Origin of the sequence: Streptomyces iranensis (genome assembly GCF_017874715.1) — a bacterium.
GTDB lineage: Bacteria > Actinomycetota > Actinomycetes > Streptomycetales > Streptomycetaceae > Streptomyces > Streptomyces iranensis.
The window spans coordinates 1-13,393 of sequence record NZ_JAGGLR010000055.1 but is presented as its reverse complement, the minus strand read 5'-3'; the positions used below and the strand labels follow the sequence as shown (position 1 = coordinate 13,393).

The 13,393-nt window shown below is 72.3% G+C and carries 2 protein-coding genes; both read left to right on the top strand.

Features of this window, described 5'->3' with window-relative positions:
• Positions 1 to 6,828 (top strand): type I polyketide synthase (locus J2Z30_RS48915; RefSeq protein ID WP_209469187.1); only part of this gene is annotated, 6,828 nt, incomplete at its 5' end.
• Positions 6,829 to 6,905: 77 nt separating this feature from the next.
• On the top strand, positions 6,906 to 13,393 hold a 6,488-nt coding region (locus J2Z30_RS48910), incomplete at its 3' end, for a type I polyketide synthase (RefSeq protein WP_209469186.1).

Sequence of the window (13,393 nt, the reverse complement as noted above, 5' to 3'; positions counted from 1 at the left end):
GGCGGTTCCGGCGCGGTGGACAGTGTGGACGCGCGGTTCTGGGACGCGGTGGAGCGCGAGGATCTGGAGGCGCTGGCGGAGGCGCTGGACGTCGACGGGGGCGGTTCGCTGGGCGAGTTGCTGCCCGCGCTGTCCTCGTACCGCCGTCAGCAGCGTGACTGGGCCACGGTGGACGGCTGGCGCTACCGGGTCTCGTGGAAGCCGGTCCCGGAGGTGGCTGCTGGTTCGCTGTCGGGTACGTGGCTGCTCGCGGTGCCCGCCTCGCTCGCCGACAGCGAGCTCACCGGGACGATCACTCAGGGGCTGGAGAAGTCCGGCGCCCGTGTCGTACCGGTGGCGGTTGACGCCGACGCGGACCGCGACGGTCTCGCCGAGGCGCTGATGGGCGCGCTCGGTGATGAGTCCGAGGCGAGTGTGCTGTCGTTGCTCGCGCTGGACGAGGAGCCGTCTGCCGGGGAGCCGGCGGTCGCGGCCGGACTCGCACTGACGCTGCGGTTGGTGCAGGCCGCGGCGGGATTGGACGCGGGCCTTCGGCTGTGGTGTGCCTCGCGGGGCGCGGTGTCGGTGGGGCGTTCCGACCGGCTCGTGAGCGCCGCGCAGGCGCAGACGTGGGGCCTTGGCCGAGTCGCGGCCCTGGAGCACCCGCAGATCTGGGGCGGTCTCGTCGATCTGCCCGGGACGCTGGACGAGCGCGCGGTGTCGCGGCTGGCCGGTGTGCTCTCCGCCGAGCGTGGCGAGGACGAGGCGGCGGTCCGCGGCTCCGGGGTGTTCGGCCGACGGCTGGTGCGTGCGGCCTCGATGGGCGGTGAGGCGTGGCGGCCGAGTGGCTCGGTGCTGATCACCGGTGGTACGGGTGCCCTGGGCGCACAGGTGGCGCGCTGGGCCGTGCGCGAGGGCGCCGAGCATGTGGTGCTGACCAGCCGTCGCGGTCTCGCGGCCGAGGGTGCCGCCGAGCTGAGGGCTGAGCTGGCGGGGCTCGGCGCCGAGGTGACGGTGGCGGCCTGTGACGCCGCCGACCGGGATGCGCTGGCCGAGGTACTCACGGGGATTCCCGAGCGCTTCCCGCTGCGTGGCGTGGTGCACGCGGCCGGTGTGCTGGATGACGGTGTGCTCGATGGTCTGACCGTTGACCAGCTGGCTCGGGTACTGGGGGCGAAGGTCGAGGGTGCGCGGCTGCTGCATGAGCTGACGGCGGACCTCGAGCTGGACGCCTTCGTGCTGTTCTCGTCGTTCGCCGGTGTGGTGGGCGGTGCGGGGCAGGGCGCCTACGCGGCGGCGAACGCGTACCTGGACGCGTTGGCGGTGGCGCGCCGTGGCGCCGGGCTCGCGGGTACGGCGGTCGCGTGGGGACCGTGGGCCGAGTCCGGAATGGCCGCGAGCGGTCGCGCCGGGGAGCGGGTACGCGGTGGCGCGGTGTCCGCGATGGCCCCGGCGCTCGCCGTGGACGTGCTGAGCTGGGCCGTGGGCCAGGAGGAGGCGTCGCTCGTCGTCGCGGACGTCGACTGGGAGCGTCTGGCCCCGTCGCTGGCCGCGGCGCGCGGTGGCGCTCTCGTCAGCGACATCCCCGAAGCGCACAGGCACCTGACCACGGGCGACGACGGTGTCGGCGCGGAGGCGTCCACATTCGCCGGGAAGCTCGCCGGACTGTCGGCGGCCGAGCGGAACGCGGCCGTGCTGGAACTGGTCCGCGGCCACGCGGCCTCGGTCCTCGGCCACGCTTCGGCGGATTCGATCGAGCCCGGCCGGGCCTTCCGCGACCTCGGTTTCGACTCCCTCACGGCGGTCGAGCTGCGCAACCGGCTGGACCTCGCGACCGGCCTCCGCCTCCCGGCGACGCTGGTCTTCGACTACCCGACCGCCGCCGAACTGGCCGACTACCTGGACGCCGAGGCGTTCGGCACGACCCAGCCGGCCCTCGACGCCATCGAGCCGAGCGCGGTGGCCGTGGACCACGATCCCATCGCGATCGTGGCGATGAGCTGCCACTTCCCCGGGGACGTGCATACGCCGGAGGATCTGTGGCGGCTGGTCGCCGACGGCGGCGACGCCATCTCCGGGTTCCCCGCCGACCGCGGCTGGGACCTCGACGGGCTGTACGACCCCGACCCCGAGCGGCTCGGCACGTCCTATGCGCGGGAAGGCGGCTTCCTCTACGGCGCCCCGGAGTTCGACGCACGGTTCTTCGGGATCTCGCCGCGTGAGGCGCTCGCCATGGACCCGCAGCAGCGGCTGCTGCTCGAGACGTCGTGGGAGGCGTTCGAACGGGCCGGAATCGCCCCCGAGTCGCTGCGGGGCGCGCGGGCGGGTGTGTTCGTCGGCACGAACGGCCAGGACTACGCCGGGCTGTGGGTGGACGCGCAGGGCGACCTCGAAGGCCACTTGGGCACCGGGAGCGCGGCCAGCGTGGTGTCGGGCCGCATCTCCTACACCTTCGGTCTCGAGGGGCCCGCGGTGACGGTGGACACCGCGTGCTCGTCGTCGCTGGTGGCGCTGCATCTCGCGGTGCAGGCGCTGCGTCAGGGCGAGTGTGATCTGGCGCTGGCCGGTGGTGTGTCGGTGATGTCGACGCCGGGTGCGTTCGTGGAGTTCAGCCGTCAGCGCGGTCTTGCCCCCGATGGCCGGTGCAAGCCGTTCGCGGACGCGGCGGACGGCACGGGCTGGTCCGAGGGTGTGGGCATGCTGCTGGTGGAGCGGCTGTCGGACGCGCGGAAGAACGGCCACCCGGTGCTGGCGATCGTGCGCGGCAGCGCCATCAACCAGGACGGTGCGTCCAATGGTCTGACGGCGCCCAACGGCCCGTCCCAGCAGCGGGTGATCCGGCAGGCGCTGGCGAGTGCGGGGCTGTCGGCGGCCGACGTGGACGTCGTGGAGGCGCACGGTACGGGTACGACTCTCGGCGACCCGATCGAGGCGCAGGCGCTGCTGGCCACCTACGGCCAGGGGCGGCCCGAGGGGCAGCCGCTGTGGCTGGGTGCCATCAAGTCCAACATCGGCCATACGCAGGCGGCCGCCGGTGTGGCCGGTGTCATCAAGATGGTGATGGCGATGCGTGAGGGCGTTTTGCCGGAGATCCTTCACCTGGACGAGCCGTCGCGGGAGGTCGACTGGTCGGCGGGCGAGGTGCGTCCGCTGACGGAGGCCACCGCGTGGCCTGAGACGGGTCGCCCGCGCCGGGCGGGCGTCTCCTCGTTCGGGCTGAGCGGGACCAACGCCCACACCATCGTCGAGCAGGCGCCGGCAGCCGAGGAGCCCGCCGCTCCGGACACCGTGGCTCCCGCTCCCGAGGCGGTCGAGCCGACGGCCGTGGTGCCGTGGCTGGTCTCGGCCAAGAGCCAGGAGGCACTGCGCGCGCAGGCCGAGCGGCTCGCCGCGCATGTGTCGGCCCGGAGCGACCTCGGCGTGCTGGACGTGGGGTGTTCGCTGGCGTCCCGGTCGGCGTTCGAGCACCGTGCCGTGGTGGTCGGCGAGGACCGGGAGACCCTTCTGCGTGGTCTTGAGTCCGTGGCCGGGCGCGGGATCGCCTCCGGTGTCGTCCAGGGGCAGGCGGTGCCGGGCGGTAAGACCGCCTTCATGTTCTCGGGTCAGGGTGCGCAGCGTCCGGGCATGGGGCGGGAGTTGTACGAGGCGTTCCCGGTGTTCGCCCGTGCTCTGGACGAGGTGTGTGCGTATCTCGATGTGCTGCTGGACCGGCCGCTGCGGGATGTGATGTTCGCGGCGGAGGGCAGTGCGGATGCCGAGCTGCTGGACCGGACGGCGTTCACCCAGCCCGCGCTGTTCGCGGTCGAGGTGGCGCTGTTCCGGCTGCTGGAGCACTGGGGTGTCACCCCGGATGTGCTGATCGGCCACTCGGTGGGCGAGATCGCGGCGGCCCATGTGGCGGGCGTGTTCTCGCTGGAGGACGCATGCACACTGATCGCGGCGCGTGGCCGTCTGATGCAGGCGCTGCCGGAGGGTGGCGCCATGGTCGCCATCCAGGCATCCGAGGAGGAGGTCGCCGCCTCACTCGCCGGTCGCGAGCACGAGATGAGCATCGCGGCGGTCAACGGTCCGTCGGCCGTGGTGATCGCGGGCCAAACGCAGGCGGTCCAGGAGGTGGCGGACACATGGAAGGCGAAGGGGACAAAGACTAGGCGTTTGCGGGTCTCTCATGCGTTTCACTCTTGCCTCATGGACAGTATGTTGGACGCGTTCGGCCACGTGGTCCGTGAGGTCTCTTTTGAACCGCCGACCATGGCGCTGGTGTCCAATGTCACCGGTGGGCTGGTATCGGAGGCGGAGACGTATTCTCCGGATTATTGGGTTCGGCATGTGCGTGAGGCGGTGCGGTTCGCGGATGGGGTACGTTCGCTTAAGGCGTTGGGTGTGACCAGGTTCTTGGAAGTGGGGCCCGACGGTGTGCTCACCGCGATGGCCCAGGACTGTCTCGCGGAAAGTGCCGAGGACGCTTCGACGGCAATGCTGGTCCCTGTGCTGCGCAAGGAGCGCCCCGAAGCGGGGGCGTTGATGACGGCGTTGGCCGAATTGCACGCACACGGTGCCACGGTGAACTGGGAACCGGTATTCGCCGGCCGCGGTGGAGGCAAGGTGGAGCTGCCCACCTACGCGTTCCAGCGCGAGCGGTTCTGGCCGGAGACGTCCATTGCCGGTGGTGGCCGGGATGCCGGTTCGACCGGCGCGGATTCGGTGGACGCGCGATTCTGGGAAGCGGTCGAGCGCGAGGATCTCGAAGCGCTCGCCGAGGCGCTGGACATCGACGGCAACGCACCGCTGAGCGCGGTGCTGCCCGCGCTGTCCGCGTATCACCGGAGCAACCGTGAGCAGTCCACGATTGACGGCTGGCGTTATCGGGTGTCGTGGAAGCCGGTTGGGGATGTGGCCGGTGGGTCGTTGTCGGGGACGTGGCTGGTGGTGGTTCCGGCGTCGTGTGCCGGGGATGAGCTGGTGGCGGGGGTGGTCTCCGGGCTTGAGCGGCATGGCGCGGGTGTGGTGTCGCTGACGGTGGACGAGGGGGACCTGGACGCCGAGGCGCTGGCGGAGCGGCTGCGTAAGACGGTCGCCGACGCGCCTGACCTGGGTGGTGTGTTGTCGCTGCTGGCTCTGGACGAGGAGCCCTGCCCCGGGCGTCCCGCGCTGTCCAATGGCTTTGCTTCGACATTGACGCTGGTTCAGGCGTTGGCCGGGGCGGATGTCGAGGCGCTGTTGTGGTGTGCTTCGCGGGGCGCGGTGTCGGTGGGGCGTTCGGACCGCCTGGCTGGTGTGGTGCAGTCGCAGGTGTGGGGTCTGGGCCGGGTGGTGGGGTTGGAGCACTCGGCGGTGTGGGGTGGTCTGGTGGATCTGCCCGAGGTGCTGGACGACCGTGCGGTGGGCCGGTTGACGGGGGTCCTGTCCGGAGGTGGGGACGGTGAGGACCAGGTCGCGGTGCGCGGTTCGGGGGTGTTCGTCCGGCGTCTGGTGAGGGCTGAGGCCGGGGCTGGGGTTGGTGAGGGTACGGAGCGGTCGTGGCGGGTCGGCGGCTCGGTGCTGGTGACCGGTGGTACGGGTGCGCTGGGTGCGCGGATCGCGCGGTGGGTGGCGGGCCAGGGTGCTGAGCATCTGGTGCTGACCAGCCGTCGCGGCCTCGACGCGCCGGGCGCGTCCGAGCTGCGCGAGGAGCTGGAGGCGCTGGGCGTCCGGGTGACCGTGGCGGCCTGCGATGTGGCCGACCGCGAGCAACTGGCCGCGGTGCTGGACACCGTCCCGGAGGAGTTCCCGCTGAGGGCGGTCTTCCATGCGGCGGGTGTGGAGCAGGCTGCCGAGCTGGCGGGGATGAGTCTGGCGGACGCCGCCTCGGTGGTGTCCGGGAAGGCGGCCGGTGCCGGGCATCTGGACGCGTTGCTGGGCGACCGTGAGCTGGATGCCTTCGTGGTGTTCTCCTCGATCGCGGGTGTGTGGGGCAGTGGTGGTCAGGCCGCGTACGGTGCGGCCAACGCCTATCTGGACGCGCTGGTGGAGGACCGCCGTGCCCGGGGTCTCGCCGGTACCGCCGTGGCCTGGGGCCCCTGGGGCGAGAGCGGTATGGCGGCCGGAGACGGCGGCGACCAGCTGGCGCGTCGTGGTCTGCCCGCGATGGCGCCCGGCCTGGCGATGGCCGCGTTGCGGGGGGCGGTCGCGGGTGACGACGGCGTGGTGACGGTCGCCGATGTGGACTGGGAGCGTTTCGCCCCCGCCTTCACCATCGGACGGTCCAGCCCGCTCCTCGGTGACCTGCCCGAGGTCGTATCGGCCCTGGAGCGGGCCCGTGCCGCCGAGGAGAGCCACGCGGAGGGCGGGTCGCGCCTGAGGGAAAGGCTCCTCGCGCTGGCTCCGGGCGAGCGGGAGCGCGCCGTGCTCGACCTGGTGCGCGGTCACGCGGCCGCGGTTCTCGGATTCTCCGGTATGGAAGGCGTGGAATCCGACCGCGCCTTCAAGGAATTGGGATTCGACTCGCTCACAGCAGTAGAATTCCGAAACCGGCTGAACGCGGACACCGGTCTGCGGTTGCCCACCACCCTGGTCTTCGACTATCCCAACGCAAGGGCCCTCGCGGAACACGTACGAGCGGGCGTCCTCCCCGACGAAGGGACATCCGCCACTCCGCTGATCGCGGATCTGGAAAAACTCGAGGCATCACTCTCCACGGCTGAGCCGGACAACGCCGAGCGAATGGCCATCGCATCCCGACTCCAGGTGCTCCTCGCCAAACTGAATGGCGGAGAGGGCGGAGCGACGGAAGCTGAGAGCATTACGCATCGGCTTGACGAGGCGTCGGACGACGACCTCTTCGATTTCATCGAAAATGAGCTCAGCTAAATGTGACCGCCGAGGTGCAGTTCTCTGGCCTCCTTTCATTCTTCAGTCTTCTTTGACTCGTAATAGGCAAGGTTTTCATGGTGAACGAAGATAGGCTTCGGGACTATCTCAAGCGAGTAACGGCAGATCTGCACCAAGCTCGCCAACGCCTTCGCGAGCTGGAGGCAGGAGAGCAGGAGCCCATCGCGATCGTGGCGATGAGCTGCCGTTTCCCGGGCGGTGTGGGGAGCCCCGAGGATCTGTGGCGGCTGGTGGTCGGCGGTGGTGACGCCATTTCAGACTTCCCGTCCAACCGTGGGTGGGACGTGGACGGGATGTACGACCCGGACCCCGAGCGCTCGGGCACGTTCTACTCCCGTGAGGGTGGTTTTCTTCACGACGCGGGCGAGTTCGACGCGGGCTTCTTCGGGATCTCGCCGCGTGAGGCCCTTGCCATGGATCCGCAGCAGCGGCTGCTGCTGGAGACGTCCTGGGAGGCGTTCGAGCGGGCGGGCATCGCTCCCGGGTCGGTGAAGGGCCGTCGCGGTGGTGTGTTCGTGGGCGCCGCCACCTCGGGTTACGGGGCGGACGTCGACGGCTTCCCGGAGGAGATCGAAGGCCATCTGCTGACCGGTACCGCGACCTCGGTCGTATCGGGCCGTATCTCGTACACCTTCGGCCTCGAGGGGCCCGCGGTGACGGTGGACACGGCGTGTTCATCGTCGCTGGTCGCCCTGCACCTGGCGGTCCAGGCGCTGCGCCAGGGCGAGTGCGACCTGGCGCTCGCCGGTGGTGCGACGGTGATGTCGACACCGGGCGCCTTCGTCGAGTTCAGCCGGCAGCGCGGTCTCGCCCCCGACGGCCGCTGCAAGCCGTACGCGGACGCGGCGGACGGCACCGGCTGGTCCGAGGGCGTCGGCATGCTCCTCGTGGAGCGGCTGTCCGACGCGCGCAGGAACGGCCACCCCGTGCTGGCCATCGTGCGGGGCTCGGCGGTCAACCAGGACGGTGCGTCCAACGGTCTGACCGCCCCCAACGGCCCCTCGCAGCAGCGGGTCATCCGGGACGCGCTGGCGAGCGCCCGTCTGACCCCGTCCGATGTGGACGTCGTGGAAGGGCATGGAACCGGTACGTCCCTGGGCGACCCGATCGAGGCCCAGGCGCTGCTCGCCACGTACGGCCAGGACCGGCCGGAGGGCCGCCCGCTCTGGCTGGGCGCGCTCAAGTCCAACATCGGTCATACGCAGGCCGCCGCCGGTGTCGCGGGTGTCATCAAGATGGTGATGGCCATGCGGCACGGCACGCTGCCGCGGACGCTGCACGTGGACGAGCCGTCGCGCCAGGTGGACTGGTCGGCGGGCGAGGTGCGGCTGCTGACCGAGGCCACCGCGTGGCCCGAGACCGATCAGCCGCGCCGGGCGGGCATCTCCGCGTTCGGTGTCAGCGGTACGAACGCGCACACCATCATCGAGCAGGCCCCGCCGGTCGACGAGGACGAGGCCGAGGCGAGCCCGGCGTCCGACGGTGACACCGGTGTGGCCACGTGGCTGCTGTCGGGTCGTGGCGCGGACGCGCTGCGGGCCCAGGCGGCCCGGCTGCGGGCGTTCCTGCTGGAGCGGGCCGAGTTGAGCCCGCTGGACATTGGCCACTCGCTGGTGGCGACGCGATCGACGTTCGAGCACCGTGCCGTGGTGTCCGGTGCGAACCGTGCGGAACTCCTCGCCGGGCTCGAGGCCGTCGCCGCGGGCGAGGTCGCCCCCAACGCGCTCCAGGGCGTGGCCGGGTCGGCGGTCAAGACGGCGTTCCTCTTCTCCGGCCAGGGTGCGCAGCGCCTCGGGATGGGCCGGGAGCTGTATGACGGCTTCCCCGTGTTCGCCCAGGCGCTGGACGAGGTGTGTGCACACCTGGATGTGGTGCTGGACCGTCCGTTGCGGGAGGTGGTGTTCGCGGCGGAGGGGCGCGCGGACGCCGAGCTCCTGGACCGGACGGCCTTCACCCAGCCCGCCCTCTTCGCCGTCGAGGTGGCGCTGTACCGGCTGCTGGAGCACTGGGGTGTCACCCCGGACGTGCTGATCGGCCACTCCATCGGCGAGATCGCCGCCGCCCACGTGGCCGGTGTCCTCTCCCTGGAGGACGCGTGCACGCTGGTCGCGGCGCGTGGCCGTCTGATGCAGGCGCTGCCCGAGGGCGGCGCCATGGTGGCGGTGCAGGCGTCGGAGGAGGAGATCGCGGGCTCGCTCGCGGGCCGTGAGGCCGAGGTGAGCATCGCCGCCGTCAATGGGCCGACCGCCGTCGTCATCGCCGGTGACGAGGGCGCGGTCCTGGAGATCGCCGCCCAGTGGTCGGAGCAAGGGCGCAAGACGAGCCGGCTGCGGGTCAGCCACGCCTTCCACTCGCCGCGCATGGACGCGATGCTGGACGACTTCCGCCGTGTGGTGCGGGGACTGTCCTTCCAGCCCCCCACCCTGGCGCTGGTCTCCAACGTCACGGGTGCGCCGGTCGGGGCCGACGAGGTGTGCTCGCCGGAGTACTGGGTGCGGCATGTGCGCGAGGCCGTGCGCTTCGCCGACGGCGTTCGCTCTCTCGCGGCCCAGGGTGTCACCGCGTACATCGAGGTGGGCCCCGACGGTGTGCTCTCGGCGATGGCGCGGGACTGCCTTGCGGCAGAGGCGACTTCGGCCCCGGCCGTGGTCCCGGTCCTGCGCAAGGGGCGCCCTGACGCCCAGGCCCTGATGGCCGCGCTGACCGAGGCCCACGTCCACGGTGTGACGGTGGACTGGGGGCAGGTCTTCGCCGGGCAGGGCTCCCACACGGTCGAGCTGCCGACGTACCCCTTCCAGCGTCAGCCCTACTGGCTCGAGGGCACGAACGCGGGGTCCGGCGGTTCCGCCGCGGACAGCGTGGACGCCCGCTTCTGGGACGCGGTGGAGCGCGAGGATCTGGAGGCGCTGGCCGCGACGCTGGACATCGACGGCGGTGGCTCGCTGGGCGAGTTGCTGCCCGCGCTGTCCTCGTACCGCCGTCAGCAGCGGGACCGGGCCACGGTCGACGGCTGGCGGTACCGGATTTCCTGGAAGCCGGTCTCGGAGACCCCCGCGGCCACGCTCTCGGGGACATGGCTCCTGGTCGTCCCCGCCTCCGGTGACGATGACGCATTCGCCGAGTCGGCGTCCGCCGCGCTCCAGCGGCACGGTGCCGAGGTCGTTCGTGTGGTGGCCGACGAGGCCGACCTCGCCCCCGGTGTGCTGGCCGACCGGCTGCGTGGGATCGCCACCGAACCGTCCGGGATCGGCGGTGTGCTGTCCCTGGTGGGCGTGGACGAGCGGCCCTGCACCGGGCATCCGGCGGTCTCGCGTGGCCTCGCCCTGACACTGACGCTGGTGCGGGCCCTGGCCGAGGCCGACATCCGCACCCGGCTGTGGTGTGCCACCCGGGGTGCCGTGTCGGTGGGCCGCTCCGACCAGCTCACCAGCGCCGCGCAGGCGGAAATCTGGGGCCTTGGCCGGGTGGCCGCCATGGAGCACCCCCGCGTCTGGGGCGGTCTCGTCGACCTGCCCGACACGCTGGACGAGCGCGCTGCCGCGCGACTGGCCTGGACGCTGTCCGCCGGGGACGGCGAGGACCAGGTGGCGCTGCGCGGATCCGGAGCGTACGCCCGGCGCCTCTCCCGCGTCACGGTGGGCAGCGAGTCGGCCGAGCGCGCGTGGCGGCCCCGGGGCACGGTGCTCATCACCGGTGGCACCGGCGCCCTGGGCGCGCAGGTGGCGCGCTGGGCCGTGCGCGAGGGCGCCGGGCATGTGGTGCTGACGAGCCGTCGCGGCCCGTCGGCGGAGGGTGCCTCCGAACTCACGGCGGAGCTCGAGGAGCTCGGCGCCGAGGTGACCGTGGCGGCCTGCGACGCCGCCGACCGCGATGGACTCGCTGCCGTGCTGGCCGCCGTCCCGGAGCGGAATCCGCTGAGCGCCGTCGTGCACGCGGCGGGCGTTCTGGACGACGGTGTGCTGGACGGTCTGACCGTCGACCAGCTCGCCGGGACCCTGGCCGCGAAGGTCGAGGGCGCACGCCATCTGCACGAGCTGACCGCGGAGCTGTCGCTCGACGCGTTCGTGCTGTTCTCCTCGTTCGCCGGCGCCGTCGGCGGCGCGGGCCAGGCCGCCTACGCGGCCGCCAACGCCTACCTGGACGCGCTGGCACAGCAGCGCCGCGCCCAGGGCCTGGCCGCCACCGCGGTCGCCTGGGGCCCGTGGGCCGAGAGCGGCATGGCCGCGAGCGGTCGCGCCGGGGAGCGGATGCGCGGCGGGCCACTGCCCCCGATGGCTCCCTCGCTCGCCCTGGACGCGCTGCGCTGGGCCGCCGGTCATGACGAGGCCGCGCTGGTCGTGGCCGACATCGACTGGGCCGCCATGTCCTCCATGCTGAGCGCGGGCCCCAGCGCCCTCGTCAGCGACATCCCCGAGGCGCGCGAGCTCCTGACCGCCGTGGCCGGGACCACCGGCCGGGCGACACCGGGCCACGAGCTGCGGGACCAGCTGGCCGGACGGTCGGACGAGGAGCAGCGCCTCCTCCTGCTGGACCTCATCCGCACCCACGCGGCCTCCGCGCTCGGCCACTTCTCGGCGGAGTCCGTCGAGCCGGGCCGCGCCTTCCGGGACCTCGGATTCGACTCCCTCACCGCCATCGAGCTGCGCAACCGGCTCGACCTGGCCACCGGTCTGAGCCTGCCCGCGACCCTCATCTTCGACTACCCGACCGCCGAAGCGCTCGCCGCCCATCTGTGGCAGGAGCTGGGCGGGGCCACCGCCGAAGCGGCCACCTCGGCGGTGGCGCACCGGGCGCGGCCGGACGACGACGACCCCATCGCGATCGTGGCGATGAGCTGCCGCTTCCCCGGCGGGGTCGAGACCCCGCAGGAGCTGTGGCGGCTCCTGGCCGAGGGCGGCGACGCCATCGCCGGATTCCCCGGCGACCGTGGCTGGGACGTCGAGGGCATGTACCACCCGGACCCCGAGCACCCGGGCACGTTCTACGCCCGCGAGGGCGGATTCCTCTACGGGGCGCCCCAGTTCGACCCCACGTTCTTCGGGATCTCGCCGCGCGAGGCCGTGGCCATGGACCCGCAGCAGCGGCTGCTGCTGGAGACGTCGTGGGAGGCGTTCGAATACGGGGGCGTCAAGCCGGCCGCGCTGCGCGGCACCCGGACCGGTGTGTTCGTGGGCACCAACGGCCAGGACTACTCCACGATCATGCTCGACGCCCCCGAGGACTTCGGGGGTCATGTGGGCACGGGCAGCGCGGCCAGCGTGGTGTCCGGACGCATCTCGTACACGTTCGGCCTCGAGGGGCCGGCCATGACGGTGGACACCGCGTGCTCGTCGTCGCTGGTGGCGCTGCATCTCGCGGTGCAGGCGCTGCGTCAGGGCGAGTGTGATCTGGCGCTGGCCGGTGGTGTGTCGGTGATGTCGACGCCGGGTGCGTTCGTGGAGTTCAGCCGGCAGCGCGGTCTTGCCCCCGATGGCCGGTGCAAGCCGTTCGCGGACGCGGCGGACGGCACGGGCTGGTCCGAGGGTGTGGGCATGCTGCTGGTGGAGCGGCTGTCGGACGCGCGGAAGAACGGCCACCCGGTGCTGGCGATCGTGCGCGGCAGCGCGATCAACCAGGACGGTGCGTCCAATGGTCTGACGGCGCCCAACGGCCCGTCCCAGCAGCGGGTGATCCGGCAGGCGCTGGCGAGTGCGGGGCTGTCGGCGGCCGACGTGGACGTCGTGGAGGCGCACGGTACGGGTACGACGCTTGGCGACCCGATCGAGGCGCAGGCGCTGCTGGCCACCTACGGCCAGGAGCGGCCGGAGGGCCGCCCGCTGTGGCTGGGCGCCATCAAGTCCAACATCGGCCACACCCAGGCCGCCGCGGGCGTGGCCGGGGTCATCAAGATGGTGATGGCCATGCGTGCGGGCGTGCTGCCGCGGACGCTGCATGTGAACGAGCCGTCGCGGCAGGTGGATTGGTCGACGGGCGAGGTGCGTCTCCTGACGGAGGCCACCGCGTGGCCGGAGACGGGGCAGCCGCGCCGGGCGGGCGTCTCCTCGTTCGGGCTGAGCGGGACCAACGCCCACACCATCATCGAGCAGGCGCCCCAACTGGACGAGGCCGTGGCCGCTGAGGTGGCCGGGCCCGGGACGCCGGTGTCGGCGGCCGTGGTGCCGTGGCTGGTGTCCGGCAAGAGCCGGGAGGCACTGCGGGCGCAGGCCGAGCGGCTGTACGCGGATGTGGCGGCCCGGGACGACATCGGTGCGCTGGACGTCGGACACACGCTGGCGTCCCGGTCGGTGTTCGAGCACCGCGCCGTGCTGGTGGGCGAGGACCGGGAGACCCTGCTGCGTGGCCTGCGGACCGTCGCGGAGGGCGGAATCGCCTCGGGAGTCGTCCAGGGCCAGGCCGCCACGGGTGGCAGGTCGGCGTTCCTGTTCTCGGGTCAGGGTGCGCAGCGTCCCGGCATGGGGCGGGAGTTGTACGACGCCTTCCCGGTGTTCGCCCGCGCCCTGGACGAGGTGTGCGCGCATCTGGATGTGGTGCTGGATCGTCCGTT